This window comes from Exiguobacterium sp. RIT341, from assembly GCF_000632205.1.
Classification (GTDB): Bacteria; Bacillota; Bacilli; order Exiguobacteriales; family Exiguobacteriaceae; genus Exiguobacterium_A.
Window position 1 is genome coordinate 40,452 of record NZ_JFYW01000010.1, and the last position, 17,940, is coordinate 58,391.

At 49.5% G+C, this 17,940-nt stretch carries 15 protein-coding genes and 1 riboswitch; of the genes, 8 read left to right on the forward strand and 7 right to left on the reverse strand.

All coding sequences use genetic code 11. The features are described from left to right. The first annotated feature begins 78 nt into the window (after positions 1 to 78). Genes BW42_RS12615 through BW42_RS12625 form a run of 3 tightly spaced genes read left to right on the forward strand, consistent with a single transcriptional unit; the run spans position 79 to position 4,478 of the window. Entirely contained in the window at positions 79 to 1,158 is a 1,080-nt protein-coding gene (locus BW42_RS12615; RefSeq protein WP_231496916.1) for an alpha/beta hydrolase, read from the forward strand. A 16-nt stretch (positions 1,159 to 1,174) separates the two neighbouring features. Continuing rightward, positions 1,175 to 3,934, forward strand: a complete 2,760-nt coding sequence (locus tag BW42_RS12620; protein ID WP_035411763.1) for a glycoside hydrolase family 3 C-terminal domain-containing protein — start codon at positions 1,175 to 1,177, stop codon at positions 3,932 to 3,934. Positions 3,935 to 3,965: 31 nt separating this feature from the next. After that, positions 3,966 to 4,478, forward strand: coding sequence for a hypothetical protein (locus BW42_RS12625; protein WP_035411764.1), 513 nt, complete (start codon positions 3,966 to 3,968; stop codon positions 4,476 to 4,478). 45 nt (positions 4,479 to 4,523) lie between these two features. On the opposite strand, the gene BW42_RS12630 is transcribed toward BW42_RS12625, so the two are convergent. Both BW42_RS12630 and BW42_RS12635 read right to left on the reverse strand, forming a co-directional pair. After that, the gene (locus BW42_RS12630; protein WP_029343007.1) at positions 4,524 to 5,519 is read right to left on the reverse strand and encodes a tRNA-dihydrouridine synthase; all 996 of its coding nucleotides are present in this window, start codon (positions 5,517 to 5,519) and stop codon (positions 4,524 to 4,526) included. Between the two features lie 107 nt (positions 5,520 to 5,626). Next, on the reverse strand, positions 5,627 to 7,234 hold the full coding sequence (locus BW42_RS12635) for an FMN-binding glutamate synthase family protein (protein ID WP_035411765.1): 1,608 nt from the start codon (positions 7,232 to 7,234) through the stop codon (positions 5,627 to 5,629). 152 nt (positions 7,235 to 7,386) lie between these two features. Here BW42_RS12635 and BW42_RS12640 point away from each other — a divergent pair, with 152 nt between their 5' ends. Both BW42_RS12640 and BW42_RS12645 read left to right on the forward strand, forming a co-directional pair. Continuing rightward, a complete protein-coding gene (locus BW42_RS12640) occupies positions 7,387 to 7,881 on the forward strand; it encodes an LURP-one-related/scramblase family protein (protein ID WP_035411766.1) in 495 nt (164 codons plus the stop codon). A gap of 18 nt (positions 7,882 to 7,899) precedes the next feature. Then, positions 7,900 to 8,421, forward strand: a complete 522-nt coding sequence (locus tag BW42_RS12645) for an NUDIX domain-containing protein (RefSeq protein ID WP_035411768.1) — start codon at positions 7,900 to 7,902, stop codon at positions 8,419 to 8,421. A 209-nt stretch (positions 8,422 to 8,630) separates the two neighbouring features. Here the strand turns inward: BW42_RS12645 and BW42_RS12650 are convergent, their stop codons facing one another. Next, positions 8,631 to 9,170: a histidine phosphatase family protein gene (locus tag BW42_RS12650; RefSeq protein WP_035411770.1), complete on the reverse strand. Its 540-nt coding sequence runs from the start codon at positions 9,168 to 9,170 to the stop codon at positions 8,631 to 8,633. Positions 9,171 to 9,379: 209 nt separating this feature from the next. Further along, positions 9,380 to 9,457: riboswitch (glycine riboswitch) on the forward strand. 160 nt (positions 9,458 to 9,617) lie between these two features. Between BW42_RS12650 and BW42_RS12655 the strand changes: the two genes are divergently transcribed. Next, positions 9,618 to 10,985 (forward strand): amino acid permease, encoded by a 1,368-nt coding sequence (locus BW42_RS12655; protein WP_035411773.1) that lies wholly within the window; start codon positions 9,618 to 9,620, stop codon positions 10,983 to 10,985. Positions 10,986 to 11,025: 40 nt separating this feature from the next. Here BW42_RS12655 and BW42_RS12660 read toward each other — a convergent pair whose 3' ends face one another. Further along, positions 11,026 to 12,555 (reverse strand): cryptochrome/photolyase family protein, encoded by a 1,530-nt coding sequence (locus BW42_RS12660; RefSeq protein WP_035411776.1) that lies wholly within the window; start codon positions 12,553 to 12,555, stop codon positions 11,026 to 11,028. A gap of 245 nt (positions 12,556 to 12,800) precedes the next feature. Here BW42_RS12660 and BW42_RS12665 point away from each other — a divergent pair, with 245 nt between their 5' ends. Further along, the gene (locus BW42_RS12665; protein WP_035411778.1) at positions 12,801 to 14,294 is read left to right on the forward strand and encodes a malate:quinone oxidoreductase; all 1,494 of its coding nucleotides are present in this window, start codon (positions 12,801 to 12,803) and stop codon (positions 14,292 to 14,294) included. A 46-nt stretch (positions 14,295 to 14,340) separates the two neighbouring features. Here BW42_RS12665 and BW42_RS12670 read toward each other — a convergent pair whose 3' ends face one another. After that, a complete protein-coding gene (locus tag BW42_RS12670) occupies positions 14,341 to 14,883 on the reverse strand; it encodes an ECF transporter S component (RefSeq protein ID WP_035411781.1) in 543 nt (180 codons plus the stop codon). A 250-nt stretch (positions 14,884 to 15,133) separates the two neighbouring features. Here BW42_RS12670 and BW42_RS12675 point away from each other — a divergent pair, with 250 nt between their 5' ends. Continuing rightward, positions 15,134 to 15,703, forward strand: a complete 570-nt coding sequence (locus tag BW42_RS12675; protein WP_035411783.1) for a hypothetical protein — start codon at positions 15,134 to 15,136, stop codon at positions 15,701 to 15,703. A 42-nt stretch (positions 15,704 to 15,745) separates the two neighbouring features. Here the strand turns inward: BW42_RS12675 and ahpF are convergent, their stop codons facing one another. After that, entirely contained in the window at positions 15,746 to 17,275 is a 1,530-nt protein-coding gene (ahpF, locus tag BW42_RS12680) for an alkyl hydroperoxide reductase subunit F (RefSeq protein ID WP_035411786.1), read from the reverse strand. Between the two features lie 14 nt (positions 17,276 to 17,289). Beyond that, positions 17,290 to 17,853, reverse strand: coding sequence for an alkyl hydroperoxide reductase subunit C (gene ahpC, locus BW42_RS12685; RefSeq protein ID WP_012371860.1), 564 nt, complete (start codon positions 17,851 to 17,853; stop codon positions 17,290 to 17,292). Positions 17,854 to 17,940: the final 87 nt, after the last annotated feature.

Consider the following 17,940-nt stretch of genomic DNA (forward strand, 5'->3'; position numbering starts at 1 on the left):
AAAGAGACATTCGAAATTTTTTTAGCAGTTATCGAAAGCGCTTTCGATAACAGTTTAACCAGAAAGGAAGCGATCCATTTGTCTACCGCCTCGATGCAAGATTTACTGCGAACGTTACGAAATCGTTCATCCATCCATCAAGACGGACTCGAAATCGTCGATAAGCCGATTCCCGACGTCTCGACTCCAGGGACACTCGATCCGCGTGTCCGTGAGGTCGTCCTCACGCAGCGTCCATCGGTCTCGATTCCAGAAGGGGCGTCGCCAGTCGAACTGGCACGTGCCGGCATGGGGTGGGACAACGAAGACGTGTCGACACGGCAGATTTCAACGGACGTCCTCGCGATCCCAAGACCCGGTACCACGATCGAAGCACGGCTGTATCGTCCGGAAGCGGCGCGTCCGCTCCCGCTCGTCGTCTATTTCCATGGCGGTGGTTTTTTCGGTGGCACGCTCGAGACGGTCGAGAACCCCTGTAAGGCATTAGCCGATAAAGGGAACGTCGCCGTCTTGTCGGTCGGTTATCGATTGGCGCCAGAGCATCCGTTTCCGACAGGGCTTGAAGATTGTCATGCAGCGATCGATTGGGCAGTCGAACACGCTGATCGACTTGGGATTGATCCAGGTGCGATCGCTGTCGCCGGTGATAGTGCCGGTGGGAACTTGGCGACGGTCTGTTGTTTGCTCGACCGCGAGCGCCCGACGCCGTATATCCGCTATCAAGTCTTGTATTATCCGGTCGTCAATGTCGGTGAACATCCGAATTCGGAATATGACTGGACGCTTGAAGCGTATGACCGACAAACAGAACCGGAGTTACTTGAACGGATCATTTTGTCGCTACAAGATGAAGAAGGTGTTCTCGAGCAATGGTATGTCCAAGCAAGTGATTCGAAGGATCCACGGATCTCGCCGTTGTTCGCGACGCTCACCGATTTACCAGAGGCAATCGTCATTACAGGGGAGTTTGATTACTTACGTCTTGAAGGGGAAGCGTATGCGAAAAAGCTCGCGCGCGCCGGCGTCAAGACCCGTTATCTCCACTACCGCGGGATGGAACATGCCTTTCTTGATAAACTCGGTCTGTATCCGCAAGCCGAAGACAGCTTAGACGAAATCGCGAAGGACTTAAAACGACTTTTTTCTCAAACTAACTAACAAAGGTGGATGACGCATGACATACACGCTCGATTGGCAAGCCTATACAAAACTCGCACGACAAACCGTCGCGGAAGGGGCGGTCCTCTTACACAATGATGGTGTGCTCCCGTTGCAACCTGCATCGACGGTCGCTGTCTTTGGACGTAACCAGTTCAACTACTATAAAAGTGGCACAGGATCAGGCGGGATGGTCAACGTCACGAACCTCGTTAGTCCACTCGACATGTTGCGCGAAGACGTGACACTGAATACGGACGTCCTCAAGGCGTACGAAACATGGCTTGAAGACCATCCGTTTGACCAAGGTGAAGGCTGGGCAGCCGAGCCATGGTCGCAAGAAGAGATGCCGCTTGACGCGACGCTCGTTCAGCAAGCAGCGCTTGATTCCGATGTTGCCTTGATCATGATCGGTCGTACGGCTGGGGAAGATCGCGATAATACAGCGGATCCAGGAAGTTATTTTTTAACGGAGACGGAACAGGAGATGCTCCGTCTCGTGACGACACACTTTAAACAAACCGTCGTCGTCTTGAACGTCGGGAACATCATCGATATGCGCTGGGTCGAAGAGACGGCGCCAAGTGCTGTCCTCTACGCGTGGCAAGGGGGGATGGAAGGTGGCACCGGGCTGAGTGATCTTTTGCTTGGACGCATCTCGCCATCCGGGAAACTACCGGATACGATTGTCCGTTCACTCGATGATTATCCGTCAACACCCCACTTCGGTCACGCTGATCGTTCGTTGTATCAGGAAGACATCTATGTCGGGTACCGTTATTTTGAGACGTTCGCACCGGAAGCGGTCTTGTATCCGTTCGGCTACGGATTATCGTATACGTCGTTCAACCTTGCGACAGATGTGACGACGTCAGCTGATGCCTGGACGATTACAGCGACAGTGACGAATACCGGGCAGACGAGCGGGAAGGAAGTCATACAAGGATACCTTGAGAAACCACAAGGACAACTCGGTAACCCAACGCGTCAACTCGTGACGTTCGGAAAGACAAAAGAACTCGCACCGGGCGAGCAAGAATCTCTCACACTCGTCGTACCGTTCGCCTCGTTTGCGAGTTATGACGATAGTGGCGTTACCGGGCATAAGTCGTCTTATGTCATTGAACCTGGCGCGTATCAGCTCTATCTCGGGACGGACGTCCGGTCGGCGGTTCCAGTCGCAAGCCATTCCGTTGAGACGCTTGACGTCACGGACGTCTTAACGGAAAACATGGCACCGGTGACGGCGTTTGAACGTATCAAACCGCAAGCGACCGAAACGGGATATACGGTGACATATGAAGCGACACCACTGCGGACGATCGATCCGGAACAGCGTCGTCAACAGGAGCGTCCCGTTGAACGGACACAGGCAGAAGATGCCGGTTGGAAGTTACGCGACGTCAAAGAAGAACGTGTCACGCTCGAGACGTTCCTCGATCAATTAACGGATGCGGATCTCGCGGCAATCGTTCGGGGGGAAGGGATGAACTCACCGCGTGTCACTCCGGGAACGGCGGGCGCCTTCGGTGGCGTGACGACAGAACTCGAAGCGCTCGGTATTCCAGCAGGATGTTGCGCGGATGGTCCGTCCGGAATCCGGATGGACATCGGAACGAAAGCCTTCTCGTTACCGAACGGAACGTTGCTGGCTTCGACGTTTAATACGACGTTGATTGCCGATCTATTTGAGATGACCGGTCTTGAGTTACGGAAAAACGAGATTGATACATTGCTTGGACCCGGGATGAATCTCCATCGTCATCCACTCAACGGACGAAACTTCGAGTATTTCTCGGAGGATTCGTATCTGACTGGAAAAATGGCAGTGGCACAACTCGACGGGATGCACCGTGTGGGTGTGACAGGAACGTTGAAGCACTTTAGTGCCAACAACCAAGAGTTCCACCGGCATGATCTGGATTCGATCGTGTCAGAACGGGCGTTACGTGAGTTGTACCTGAAAGGGTTCGAGATGGCAGTCAAAGACGGAAAAGCATACTCGATCATGACGACGTATGGTGCCGTCAATGGCATCTGGACTGCCGGCTTATATGATCAGAACACGCGCATCCTACGTGATGAATGGGGCTTTGACGGAATCGTCATGACGGACTGGTGGGCGAAAATCAATGCGGAAGGTTTGGAAGCAAACCGTCAGCAAACGGCAACGATGGTCCGTTCGCAAAACGATCTCTATATGGTCGTCGGCGAACCAGGAATGAATCCGTTCGAGGATGATACGCTGACGGCTCTTGCTGACGGGACACTTCGACGTTCCGAGTTACTGCGCAGTGCCGCGAACATCTGTCAGTTCCTACTGCAGTCACCGGTCATGGATCGTGTGATGGGAACGGCGTCACCCGTCAAGGTCCTCGGGGCACCGGTCGAAGAAGAGGTACTCGAAGAGCAAGAGGTCTCGCACCAGCGCCTCGTCAGTGGAGATGCCTTCCCGTTAACGGACGTCACGACGACGACGGGCAGCAGTCATGTCTTCGCTGTCACAGCAGAAGAGACAGGGATGTATCAGGTCACGTTGACGGCACGTTCGAACGCCGGCGAACTGGCGCAAATGCCGGTGACACTGTTTGCGAATAACATGCTGGTCGCGACGTTCACCTTCAATGGGACGAACGGTGAGTGGGTCAGTCAGACGAAGGATGTCTTCGTCTTCAACCCACATAACTATTTAAAACTCTACTTTGCACTCGGTGGTCTCGAGTTAAAAGAGTTGACGTTCACGCTTGCGGAATCGTTTCATATGAAGAACGGCTAATCACATTAGCCGGACGGAAAGGACGGATCGCTTGCAGTTTTCCATCATCAGAAAGCGAGTCGAGCAACTGCTTGCCCCGTCGTTACAAGGACGAATCGCTTTTCGCGCAACTGTCTACCGGATTCAAGATAACCCCAGTCGTGTCTGGGTGACGTTTGACGGAGAAGAGATTTTTGGAGCAGACGATTTTCGCTTCGAACGGGAAGTCGATCGGCGTTACGCGTTACGGGCTGCACAGTTACCGGAAAAACCTGACGGAGCGTTATGGCAGTCCGACTGGTTGGAACAGTCGCATGCGTTATCGGCTGGGATCGAACGACAAGTCAAACAAGACGGGTATCTAGAGAACTATGAGATGCAACAAGATTTGTTAGAGTATCCGAATCTTGCGTTTGAACAAGCGCTCATTCATCCACATCCTTTCATCCGCGGCATCGCGCGTCTCGATCGGCGACTCGGCAAACGACGTTTCCTATCGCTGACGCATCAGTCTGATTTTGAACAATGGTGTGCAGATACGCGGCAAACCGTCGAACGCTGGTGACACGAAAAAGCACGCTTCCTCAAGCCGAGGAGGCGTGCTTTGCTGTTAGATTGAAAACGAGTTGACCTCGTGAATGCCTTCTTCTTCAACGAAGGCGTCGAGTAAAGCACGGACTTCGTCCGTTGAGTTCGTCTCCATCAATTTGACCCGAAGTTCACTCGCACCGCGGAATCCGCGGACGTAAATCTTGAAGAACCGGCGTAATGGTTTGAAGAGACGGGGCTCGAATTGAGCCGAGTAATGATCGTGCAGATCGAGCTGCAGACGTAACAAATCAAGGAGTTCTTGGCTCGAATGTTCTTTTTTCTCGACTTCGAACGCGAACGGGTTGTGGAAGATCCCGCGACCGATCATGACACCGTCGACACCATATTTCTCGACGAGTTCAAGCCCGTGTTGGCGATCGTTGATATCCCCGTTGATCGTCAGTAACGTCTGTGGTGCGATCTCATCGCGTAACTTCTTGATTTCCGGAATCAATTCGAAGTGCGCTGGAACGGCGCTCATCTCTTTACGTGTCCGGAGGTGAATCGAGAGGTTCGCGATATCTTGTTCGAGGATGTGGCGCAACCAATCATGCCACTCTTCGACCTTCGTGTACCCGAGACGCGTTTTGACGCTGACTGGGAGACCGCCTGCTTTTGCCGCTTGGATCAGTTCAGCCGCCACTTCCGGACGATTGATCAAGCCAGAGCCTTTTCCATTAACAGCAACGTTATGGACGGGACAGCCCATGTTGATGTCGATCCCGCTAAAGCCCATCTCTGCCATACCGATACTCATTTCGCGGAAATATTCCGGTTTGTCGCCCCAAATGTGAGCGACCATTGGTTGTTCATCCTCCGTGAACTCGAGACGTCCGCGGACGCTCTGTTTGCCTTTCGGATGACAATAGCTTTCTGTATTCGTGAATTCCGTGAAGAACACGTCCGGACGCGCCGCTTTTGCGACGACGTGGCGGAAGACAACGTCAGTGACGTCTTCCATCGGTGCTAAGACGAAAAATGGTCGTGGTAAGTCCTGCCAAAAGTTCTTTTTCATAGTATATTAAACCCTTTCCTTAAGGTAATGCACATGTGTGTTTAAAGAATTTCATCAACTATACACTTTAAGCGCTCTCGTTAAAAAGTGCAAGTGAGTGCTATTTGTTACCGTGAGGAAAGAGATTGGTGTACCATATGCTGCTTCATCCAGTCAGGACCCGGAATCAGGTGTCCGGCTTCATCCTTGTAGATGACGTGCTCCGGGCGAAGTTCCGTCGGTGAGACGAGTCCTGCTGCCGCCGTCAGATTGTAGAGTCCTTCTCGTAACGAGATGATGTAGTTCGTCACGCGGAAACTTTTTTCGTCGATGATCAGCGCCTTCTGCAGTTTCGGATCAGTCGTCGCAACGCCGACCGGACAGTGATTCGTATGACAAACTTGGGCTTGAATACAGCCGACATTAAACATTAAACCACGCGCGATGTTGACGAAGTCAGCGCCGAGGGCGAGAGCGATCGCAATCTTATCAGCACTGATCAGCTTACCGGATGCGAACACTTTGACCTTGTCGCGTAAACCGGCTTCTGTCAAAAGTTGATGAACGAACGGTAAAGCGGAAAAGAGTGGTAGGCCGGCAGCATCCGCAAGTTCTTGGAACGTCGCGCCTGTCCCTCCTTCGCCACCGTCGACCGTCATAAAGTCTGGATGACGACCGGATTCTTCCATATAAGCAATCAACTGCCGCATGTCTTCGAGATTACCGACGACGACTTTAATCCCGACCGGTTTGCCGCCGATCTCACGGAGACGTTCGACCCAGTCGAGCATCGTCTCTGGTGTCGTGAATTCGTTAAAGCGATTCGGACTATCGATGCCAACACCGACTTTGACTTTCCGGACAGCAGCAATCTCTTCCGTGACCTTTGCGCCTTCTAAATGTCCACCACGCGTTTTAGCCCCTTGGGCAAGTTTGAGTTCGAAGGCTTTGACTTGTGGTAACTCACTTTTTTTCTGAAACTCGTCGAACGAAAAGTCGCCGTCCTCCGTCCGGACGCCGAACAGCCCGGGACCAATCTGACAGATGATGTCGACATCACCTTTGAGATGAAAGTCGGATAGCCCGCCTTCACCGGTATTCATCCAGCTTCCTTTAGCACGACCAAGTCCGATCGAGAGAGCGGTAATGGCCCGGTCACCGAGTGCACCAAAACTCATTGCCGATTGACCAATCAGTCCTTGGATTTGATAAGGGTGCCGACACGTCGTCGCACCAATGATCGGTGCATCCTCCATTTTCAAGAGATAGGGTGAGATTTGCTTGGCAACGAGATGTTCTTTCCGCGTAAACAGTTCATCGCGATCAATCTGATAGATGTGCGTATCGACACGTTCTGATTGATCGATCCGTAATTCCTGTCGATTCGTTGGAAAGAGGGCGTTTTGTACATAAAAACCAGCTTCTTCAAAATTACGTTCCGAGCCAAAACTAAGAATCCGACTTTGATATTTGCCAGAAAGGACGGCTGTCTTATATTCATTGCGAGAGAAGGGTTTGCCTTCGTTATTGTTGAGAAATAAGTATTGGCGGAGTTCCGGTCCCATGTTTTCGAGGATATAGCGCATCTTTCCGAGGACGGGGAAGTTGCGCAGGACCGCATGTTCTTGTTGGCGACGATCGGCGCGCCAGACGTGCCAAAAGAGGAGGGGTGGAACAAGGATGATCAACAGGGCGATGGCGAGTAAAATGAAGAGCACAATCGTATCGATAGACATCAAAATTCCTTCTTTCCCGTAGATTCGTGTTATGTAAGTTGATACCACTGAAGCTTCTGTTACAAACTGCACCAACTGGCTATTTCCAGATTTTGAATCTTTTCTGTCAGTAATGTCGTAAATAAGACTATACATTAAAGGAGGAGACCGGTATGCATACACTTTATATGAAACAAAAAGCCTTCAGTTTGCGTGGACGATTTGCGATTCAGGACGAAGAAGGACACGATGCGTATCACATTGAGGGAAGTTTTATGAAATTACCGAAGACCTTCACCGTAACGAACCGAAACGGAGAAGTCGTTGCTGAAATCGAGAAAAAAACGTTTAGTTTCCGTCCGGTCGTTTATGTCGAAGCAGTGGGACAATCATTCGAAATCATCAAAGAGTTCACGTTCTTCAAGGATCGTTATACAATCAACTCGGATCAGTTCGAAGTCACAGGCGACTGGTGGGATGTCGATTTTGAAGTCCTGCAACAGGGACAACGGATTGGTCGCGTGCAGAAAAAGTGGATTTCTTGGACCGATCAGTACATGATTGAAGTCGAAGATGAAGCGATGGAAGAATTATTGATCGCCCTCGTCGTCGCGATTGATTGCGTCAAAGCGGAGGAAAGCTCGAATAACTCGTCTTTCATCAATTAAAAAGGGGAATGATGCAAGATGGAACAGTGGGATGTATACACAGCAGATCGCAAGAAAACAGGACGGCTCTGGACACGGGGAACGCCACATACAGCTGGCGATTATCACATGACGATTCACGTCTGTGTTTTTAACGCCAAGGGAGAGATGCTCGTCCAACAACGGCAACCGTTCAAATCCGGTTGGCCGAACATGTGGGATCTGACAGTCGGGGGCAGTGCGATCAGCGGGGATACGAGTCAGATGGCGGCGCAACGGGAATTGTCGGAAGAGCTTGGACTCGACATCGATTTTACGGGCGTCCGTCCGCATCTGACGATTCCGTTTGAAATCGGTTTTGATGATTATTATCTCGTCGAACAAGAAGTGGATCTGACGACGCTGACACTACAGGAAGAAGAAGTTCAGCGTGTCGCTTGGATGACAGAAGAGGCCATCATCAACGGGATCGAAGAAGGATGGTTTATCGGCTATCATGAACCATTGATTCGACTGTTGTTTGCCCTTCGCCATAGCTATGGTGCTCATAATGAAGTATAAAGACAGCCTTTCCGGTGATCCGGAAGGGCTTGTTGATTGATTAAGCAGATTTTCGAAGTTCCGCTTCATACATGAATCTAAAACTACTTAATTTTTGTTATCAATTCGTTTAATATAAAGCCGTTTCGAAGGGAAAATAGATAGTTCTTATGCTTTTTATAAATAAAAAATAGATTCTATCGGTTCATATGCCTAAGATAAATAGAATTTCAAAAGGCTACCAAGTGTTCTATAATTGTTTGTTTTTGAATACGTGTCACCTTAAAAATATCCGGATTTTTGAGCTGTAAGCTTTCTTGGAATCCAAATGTTGGATCGATCGAATGCAAATATAAAGACAACAAATTCCCGTGTGTCACGAGAATGGATCCATCATGCTGTTGCAACGCTTCATCGACGACACGCGTGATACGCTCAGTTGCTATTCGGCTAGATTCACCACCAGGACACGTATAGTCTGGATCGACGAACGTTTGTCGGAGATGATCCTGCCAATCGTCAAGTGGAACAGCACTTAACTGTCGTTCTTTCAAAGCATCCTCCCGTGTAATGGGAAGTTTCAGGGCAGTCGCAAGTGGTTGAATCGAATCGAGCGCACGGCGATACGGACTCGAAATAAGATGTGTAATCGGAAGCTCAAGTAACTGCGTGCACAGTCGTCGTGCCTGTTCTTCTCCACCAGGTGTTAATGGGGCATCAGGTGCCTGACCGGTCGTTTCACAGTGACGAATCAAGTAAATCGTCGACATGAATGTTTCATCCTTTCATGATCAAGTGGTGCTGTATGATTTCTGGAAAAGATGGTAAAGTCCTTTTCATAGATTGAAAAATGATTTTGAAAAAGGCGTTGACAAATGCTGTCGAGATTACTAAAATTAGAAACAATTCATCGATGCAGCGACGCATCGGATAATCAAATAAAGAGAAAGCTATGATTGTCATGGGTCACACTATGGCAGGAGCAGCTTCTGGAGAGACCGTGTCGACACGGCGCCGAAGGGTTCACAATCTCAGGCAAACGGACAGAAGAGTAATCACATGCAGCGACGGGCATTCATGGAATGTCATAGTGGTGTGTATGGGTTATTCCTTTGATTTTGTTGAGATTGGACATTCGTCCAGTCTCTTTTTTCTTTTTTCAGGACCGACAGAACGGTCTGAAGCGTAGAGAAACCATCATAAGGAGGAGTTCAGGTTTGGAACAGCAAGGATTAAAACGAGATTTATCTAATCGTCATGTACAGTTGATTGCCATTGGTGGAACGATCGGAACAGGGTTGTTTTTAGGATCAGGAAAAGCGATCCAACTCGCCGGACCATCGATCATTTTTGCCTACTTACTCGTCGGGATCGCAATCTTCTTCGTTATGCGCGCACTTGGGGAATTGTTATTGTCAAAAGCAGGTTATCAGTCACTCACGGATATCGCAGAAGATTATCTCGGACCGCGTGCCGCGTTCGTGACCGGTTGGACGTACTGGTTCTGTTGGATCATGACGGCAATGGCGGACATCATCGCTGTCGGTGTATACGTCAAGTATTGGTTTGATATCCCGCAATGGATTCCAGCCGTACTCGCGCTCTTGATTTTACTTGGCTTTAACTTATTGACCGTTAAATTGTTCGGTGAACTTGAGTTTTGGTTCGCCTTGATCAAAGTCGTGACGATTCTTGCCTTGATTGGTGTCGGAATCGTCTTGCTCGTCATTGGTTTTAAAACGGATGCCGGTCCCGTCACAGTGTCGAATCTCTGGTCACATAATGGATGGATGCCAAACGGGATTTCTGGATTCCTGCTCTCGTTCCAGATGGTCGTCTTCGCTTATGTCGGTGTCGAGCTCGTTGGGGTATCAGCAGCCGAGACAGCAGATCCGAAGAAGAACATCCCATCTGCAATCAATAAGATTCCGCTCCGAATTCTGTTCTTCTATGTCGGTGCCTTGCTGATTCTCTTGATGATCAACCCATGGACAGGATTAAGTGCAACAGAAAGTCCGTTCGTCAAGACGTTCAGTCTGATCGGGATTCCGCTCGCAGCAGGAATCATCAACTTTGTCGTTCTGACGTCCGCTGCTTCGGCGTGTAACAGCGGGATGTTCTCGACGAGTCGGATTTTATATAACCTGGGAAATCAACAGCAAGCGTCGAACAAGTTCTCGAAGTTGAATAAAAACCATGTCCCAGCAAACGCCTTGTTCGTCTCGACGATCGTCGTCTCGGTCGGTGCATTGCTCAGTAAGCTGTTACCAGGACAAGCGTTCAGTATCGTCACGACGATTAGTGCAATCTGTTTCATCTGGGTCTGGGGTGTGATTCTGGTCTGCCATCTCCGGTACAAGAAACAAAATCCGGAATTACATGCGGCGTCGACATTCAAAGCACCATTGACACCATTCGTCAACTACCTCGTGCTTGGGTTGTTTGCTGTCATTCTCGTCGTCATGTTGTTTGCTGACGATACACGTCCAGCCTTGTTGCTGACACCGGTCTGGTTCCTCGGATTATTTGGACTATATCACCTCCGGAAAAAGAAACAACAAGCAGCTAATCAAAAAAGTGCGTAAGTCAAAACAAGCCGGTCGGATCTAATCCGACCGGCTTGTTTCATGGTGTATTGAAAGCACCATCCTGTAGTTGTTTCCGAAGTGCTTTCGCTTTCTTTCGAATATCGCGTTTGCTGTCCGCATCGCGCTTTCCCCATTGCCGATACATCATCGACATCCGCTGATTATCAGCGAAGCGTTTTTCATGCCGATCGATGAAGTCCCAGTACAAGGCGTTAAACGGACAGGCATCTTCGCCAAGCATGTCCTTTTGATGAAACGGACATCCCTTGCAATAATCACTCATCTTATGGATGTAATTCGCCGAAGCGATGTACGGTTTAGTCGATAACGTTCCCCCGTCGGCATATAGCGCCATTCCGAGGACGTTCGGTAAAACGACCCAGTCGTAGGCATCGATGTACATCTCGTTAAACCAGTCTGCTGTCTGTTGCGGCGAGATCGCAAACAGATTGGCGAAGTTCCCGAGCACCATCAAGCGCTGGATGTGGTGATTATGGGCATGCTCGACGACAGGACGTAACGATTCAGCGACACAGTTCATGTTCGTCTTCCCGGTCCAGAAAAAGTCCGGTAGATCCGCTTCATGCCGTAGCACATTGACGGAAGCGTAGTCTGGCATCTCGGCTAGATAGACGGCACGCATGTATTCGCGCCAGCCGAGGATTTGGCGTATGAAACCTTCGACCGCATTGAGCGGAGCATCCTGTTCTTCAAGTGCTGCCTCGACTTGACGAATGACCTCTTCCGGTGTCAGTAAGCCGAGATTGATTACTGCTGACAGGAGCGAATGCGATAACGTATCTTCCCCGGTCAGCATGGCGTCTTGATACGTCCCGAACGTCTCAAGCCGCTCTTCGATGAAACGATGGAGAGCCTGCATCGCTTCCTTTCGCGTAACCGGCCAATGAAAGGAATCAAGTGCTCCTGGATGATCGGAAAAATCACGCTCGACCTTATCGATGACATCCCTTGTGATGTGGTCGGGACGAAACTGAACGGGATCCGGAAACGTCGTCCCGGACTTCGCCGGTTTCCGGTTATCGGCGTCAAACGACCACTTTCCACCGATCGGTTTAGAGCCGTTCATGAGAACGTTTCGTTCCTTGCGCAGTTTGCGATAAAACCGATCCATCTTGTATGGCTTGTCGCCGATTGCTTCGACCGCTTCTTCCTGTGTCAGTAAAAACAACGGCACGTCGGAACAAACCTCGACCGTGATTTTCTTCGGTAAAGCGTCTTGCCACTTATGCATCGCCTTGCGCATTGGTTCGTCCGTGATCGCTGTATAAAATACATGATCCGGATCATGATCTTTCCGGTGCGCCTGGAATGCCTGATCGAACGAATCGGCTTCCCGGTAATCGACAGTGAAGCCCTTCTCGCGCAGTTCTTCCGCAAAATGTCGCATCGCTGAGAAGACGAGGACGAGCTTTTGTTTATGGTACGTCTTCCACTTGGAGCGCGAGGTCGCTTCGACCATCAGGATGACGTCGTCTTGTTTGTTTGCTTCCTGTAATAAAGGGAGATCGTGATTCAATTGATTGCCGAATATCCAGCGTGTCGCCATAAGTGTTCCTCCTTTTACTTTCGTTATATGATTACCGTTTTTCGTCAAAGTCATGCCTGATTGTGTGCCGGCTAACGAACATCTTCTTATTCTGAATCATCGCTTTTGCACATTTCTGAATGTAAAAGAAGTTCCTTTCTGTGCAAGCTATGATAGGGTTATAATGGAAAGGTAAGTTGTCGTCATGAGGGGGAAGTTTTTCATGACAGGTAGTCCATAATATCAACGGGGATAGGAAGGATATCATGAGCAGTATGCCTAAAAAAACAGACGTTATTTTAATTGGTGCCGGAGTCATGAGCGCGACGTTAGGGGTCTTGTTAAAAGAACTCGCGCCTGAGATGAACATCAAGGTATTCGAGAAACTCGCGAGTGCCGGGGAAGAGAGCTCGAATGAGTGGAACAATGCAGGAACAGGTCACGCCGCACTATGCGAACTGAACTATACGACGGAAAACGCCGATGGTTCGATCGATATCAGTAAAGCAGTGAAAGTAAACGAACAGTTCCAACTGTCGCGTCAATTCTGGTCGCATCTCGTCAAGGAAGGTGTCTTGCCGAATCCGAAAGAATTCATCATGCCGATTCCACATATGAGCATGGTCGAAGGAACGGAAAACGTCGAATTCCTGAAAAAACGATTGGAAGCGCTATCAGCGAATCCGTTGTTCGCAGGGATGGAATATTCAGAGGATCCAGCGAAATTAGCCGAGTGGATTCCACTCATCATGAACGGTCGGACGTCACCAGAGCCGATCGCCGCGACAAAAATCGATTCAGGAACGGACGTCAACTTCGGTGCGTTGACACGAATCCTGTTTGAATATCTCGCACAGCACGATGTAGAGATCAACTACCAGCATGGTGTCGAGGACTTGAAGCGTGTTGACGGGGGTTGGGAAGTCAAAGTGAAGAATGAACGGGATCATCGGATTGAGCATCATACGGCGCAGTTCGTCTTCATCGGGGGTGGCGGCGGTAGTCTACCGTTGCTTCAAAAAACAGGCATCGAGGAATCGAAGCAGATCGGTGGTTTTCCGGTCAGCGGCTTGTTCCTCGTTTGTAAAAATCCTGAGATCATCGAACAGCATCATGCGAAAGTCTACGGAAAAGCAAAAGTCGGAGCACCACCGATGTCGGTGCCGCACTTGGATACACGGTATATCGATGGAAAGAAATCGCTCCTCTTCGGACCGTTCGCTGGCTTTTCACCGAAGTTCCTCAAGACAGGATCGAATCTTGATTTGATCGCATCCGTCAAACCAAACAACGTCTTGACGATGCTTGCTGCGGGAGCGAAAGAGATGGGATTGACGAAGTATCTGATCGAACAAGTCCTCTTGTCGACGGAGCAACGGATGAACGAATTACGAGAGTTCATCCCGAATGCGAAGACGGAAGACTGGGATGTCGTCGTCGCTGGTCAACGTGTCCAGGTCATCAAGGATACACCGCAAGGAAAAGGGACACTCCAATTCGGAACAGAGGTCGTCAGTGCAGCCGACGGATCTGTTGCGGCCTTACTTGGGGCGTCGCCAGGTGCCTCAACAGCGGTTCCGGTCATGCTCGAAGTGCTCGGAAAATGTTTTCCGTCCGAACTACCGGCGTGGGAAGCAAAAATCAAGGAGATGATTCCGTCATACGGGATTTCGCTCGTCGAACATCCGGAACTATTCGAGCAGATTCATGCAGAAACAGCAAAAACGCTTGAACTTGAACAAGGTCAACCGATTCGCTAAATGAAAAACCGTCCGACTCTACGAGAGCCGGACGGTTTTTTTGGATTTAGCGGAAGCTACGGAAGAAACGTGTTTTCTTTAGAGCAATCCCGACTGGAATCGCAACGAGGATGCCGACGACATTTTGTGTGATGTTTCCTGGAATTGAAGCGGCTGGTGCGACCCAGTTGCTGTAGAGAATACCTTCACAAACATAGTAAACAGCAAGCATGACGGGAGCAGAAACAATCATTGCAAAAATATTTAAGCCTGGATTGTCTCCTTTGTATCGCGAAGACCAGGCGATACGCCCGACAATATATCCTTGGAGTCCTCGAGCTACGATTGTAAATGGAGCCCAGAGTGTCCATCCACTGATAAGATCAAATAATCCCATACCGATTGCTCCGGCAATCAATGCTGTTCGTGGACCGAATAAAATCGCGATAAGAAAGAGCATCGCTGTTCCCATATGAACGAGACCACCGCTTGAAGCGATTGGCAGTTTGATATTGATGAATAGTGTCGCAACAAGGACAAGTGCGATCGACATCGCAGTGATAACGAGCTGACGGGTACGAGTGCTAGAATACGGTGCTGCTTTTTGCATGTGGCTAACCTTCTTTATGATAGATTTTAAGATATCTTCAATCTATCAGATGACTGGACTAGTCAAAAGTGTCAACTTTGAACTATTTATAGGGGTCAGATTTGAATACAAATCCTCATCTGTTTTTAATTCCAGAAGAATACGATCTATTGATACAGTTCAGAATGAAAAAATCTATAAAACAGTCGCTCTTTTCGAATGTACCCGTCATTTTTTTCATACAATGAATAGAGAAGGGAAGGGGAAGTCAATGAAATATCAGATCGCAACAGCCATTGTCATACTTGCTTCATTGTTACCAGTCACAACGGAGGCAAAGGATCAGACGACACAACATCAGCGTTATTACGTAGCATACGAGAAAATCGTACAGAAAATAAATCGGACGAATGAAAATGCGGACATTACGTTGCTTGCAGCAGATCAATTCGCAGACGAGGACTGGGTTTCACCGAAACGTTTTCAGGAACGGGTAGTCAAACGGTTAAAGCCGTTACGTGTTCAAACGAGTCTAGAGTGGGATAGTGAACGAACGCTTGAACGTACGGAACGTGGAAACGATGTCCGGATCATCGGAAATTTCGAGACGGAACTCTTGGAACAGAGTAAACGCCAACGATTATCCGATGTCTTTTCGATGACGTCTCTTGCGATCGATGATGGAAAGTGGACGCAAACCGGATTCTCCGGTACTCCAATCGATGCTTTGCAAACGATGGTCGTAACGGTCAGTGGTACATACGCGAAGCAAGGCATCTTAACAAGACATCACATCACGAAAGAATATCATTGTTCATGGTACGGGGAAATCTACTATTGAAATACAAAAGAGCGAAACTCGTCTGAGTTCCGCTCTTTTGCATTAATTCCGGATCAAGTGATCGAAAGCACCCAGTGCAGCTGTTGCACCAGAGCCCATCGAGATGATGATCTGTTTATACGCGCTATCCGTGCAGTCTCCTGCTGCGAAAACGCCTGGTACGTTCGTTGCGCCGTGGCGATCGACTTGGACTTCACCGAACTTGTTACGGCTCACCGTTTCACCGAGCCAGTCCGTGTTCGGTACAAGACCGATCTGGACGAAGACACCTTCGAGCTCGACGTGACGTTCGACGTTCGTTTCGCGCTCCATGTACGTGATACCGTTCACTTTGTCCGTTCCTGTGATTTCCTTCGTCTGTGCGTTGACGACGACCGTGACGTTCGGAAGAGAAGCGAGGCGTTCTTGAAGAACAGCATCGGCTTTTAGTTCCGGTGCGAATTCAAGGACCGTGACATGCTTGACGATTCCCGCGAGATCGATGGCTGCTTCGATCCCTGAGTTTCCGCCACCGATGACTGCGACACGTTTTCCTTCGAACAATGGACCATCACAGTGTGGGCAGTAGGCGACGCCTTTGTTCTTGAATTCGAGTTCACCTGGGACACCAACGTTCCGCCAGCGTGCACCTGTTGAAAGGATCAAACTCTTCGTCTTCAAGACAGCACCATTCTCAAGCTCGAGCTCAAGGAGGTCTTTCTTCTCAAGACGAGTTGCTCGTTGCAGGTTCATGACATCAATGCCATACTCCTTGACGTGCTCCTCAAGACTTGCGACGAGTTTTGGTCCTTCCGTGTACTTCATGCTGATGAAGTTTTCGATGCTCATCGTATCCATGACTTGTCCACCGAAGCGCTCTGCGACGATACCTGTCCGGATCCCTTTACGAGCTGCATAGATGGCAGCACTCGATCCAGCTGGACCACCACCGACGACGAGGACATCGTATGGATCTTTATCAGCGAAATCAGAAGCATCGGCACCTGTGCCAAGCTTCGCCAAGATTTCTTCAAGTGACATCCGTCCGTTACCAAACGCTTCGCCGTTGACGAAGACCGTCGGAACAGCCATGATCTCTTTTTGTTCGACTTCTGCTTTAAATGCCGCGCCATCAATCATCGTGTGACTGATGTTCGGGTTGAGGACGCTCATGACGTTCAATGCTTGTACGACATCTGGGCAGTTGTGGCAGCTCAAGCTGATGTACGACTCGAAGTGGTACGTTTCTTGAATGCCTTGAATCTGCTTGATGACGTCCGCATCGACCTTCGGTGCTCGACCGCTGACTTGAAGCAGTGCGAGGACGAGGGACGTGAACTCATGACCGAGTGGGATTCCCGCGAACGTGATGCCGCTTGTCTCACCGACACGGTTGACTGTGAAACTTGGTGTCCGGGGAAGGCTTGCCTGCTCGACGGAGATGCGTGGTGTCATGCTTGCGATCTCTTCGACGAGTGCGCTCATCTCAAGCGAGACGGCGTCTGTCCCAGCACTAACGGCTAGGACGAGATCGCCTTCGAGAAGCTCGAGGTATTGCGCGAGTTGTGCTTTAATGTCTGGTGCTAAAGCCATCGCGAATCCGCTCCTTAAATTTTTCCGACGAGGTCAAGGCTTGGTGTGAGTGTTGCAGAGCCTTCTTCCCATTTCGCTGGGCAGACTTCGCCTGGATTGTTACGTACATATTGTGCTGCTTTGATTTTGTTGACGAGTGTGCTCGCATCACGACCGATGCCGCCTGCGTTGATCTCAACTGTTTGGATGACGCCGTCTGGATCAATGATGAACGTACCGCGGTCAGCAAGACCATCTTGTTCGTTCAAGACTTCGAAGTTACGTGAGATGACGTGTGATGGGTCACCGATCATGACGTACTCGATTTTACCGATTGTTTCTGATGTTTCGTGCCATGCTTTATGTGTGAAATGCGTATCTGTTGAAACAGAGTAAACTTCAACGTCAAGCGCTTTGAGTGTTGCGTATTGGTTTTGGAGATCTTCGAGTTCTGTCGGGCAAACGAATGTAAAGTCTGCAGGGTAGAAACATACGACACTCCATTTACCGCGAAGGTTGGCATCCGTTAGGTCAACGAATTCTCCGTTGTGGAATGCTGATGCACTGAATGGTTTTACTTCACTTCCGATTAAAGACATGATAAAAATCCTCCTCAAGGGTTCTATATTTAGAATCTGTTCTAGTGCATACAGGTAATCTGTATTTATCACACTAGAATAATTCTA

Excerpts from the sequence above, each read along its gene's own strand:
- BW42_RS12640 (WP_035411766.1), top strand. The coding sequence starts at position 7,387 with ATGCATACACTTTATATGAAACAAAAAGCCTTCAGTTTGCGTGGACGA.
- BW42_RS12665 (WP_035411778.1), top strand. The coding sequence starts at position 12,801 with ATGAGCAGTATGCCTAAAAAAACAGACGTTATTTTAATTGGTGCCGGA.
- BW42_RS12660 (WP_035411776.1), bottom strand. The coding sequence starts at position 12,555 with ATGGCGACACGCTGGATATTCGGCAATCAATTGAATCACGATCTCCCT.
- BW42_RS12630 (WP_029343007.1), bottom strand. The coding sequence starts at position 5,519 with ATGAAAAAGAACTTTTGGCAGGACTTACCACGACCATTTTTCGTCTTA.
- BW42_RS12620 (WP_035411763.1), top strand. The coding sequence starts at position 1,175 with ATGACATACACGCTCGATTGGCAAGCCTATACAAAACTCGCACGACAA.
- ahpF (WP_035411786.1), bottom strand. The coding sequence starts at position 17,275 with ATGGCTTTAGCACCAGACATTAAAGCACAACTCGCGCAATACCTCGAG.
- ahpC (WP_012371860.1), bottom strand. The coding sequence starts at position 17,853 with ATGTCTTTAATCGGAAGTGAAGTAAAACCATTCAGTGCATCAGCATTC.
- BW42_RS12645 (WP_035411768.1), top strand. The coding sequence starts at position 7,900 with ATGGAACAGTGGGATGTATACACAGCAGATCGCAAGAAAACAGGACGG.
- BW42_RS12670 (WP_035411781.1), bottom strand. The coding sequence starts at position 14,883 with ATGCAAAAAGCAGCACCGTATTCTAGCACTCGTACCCGTCAGCTCGTT.
- BW42_RS12635 (WP_035411765.1), bottom strand. The coding sequence starts at position 7,234 with ATGTCTATCGATACGATTGTGCTCTTCATTTTACTCGCCATCGCCCTG.
- BW42_RS12675 (WP_035411783.1), top strand. The coding sequence starts at position 15,134 with ATGAAATATCAGATCGCAACAGCCATTGTCATACTTGCTTCATTGTTA.
- BW42_RS12650 (WP_035411770.1), bottom strand. The coding sequence starts at position 9,170 with ATGTCGACGATTTACTTGATTCGTCACTGTGAAACGACCGGTCAGGCA.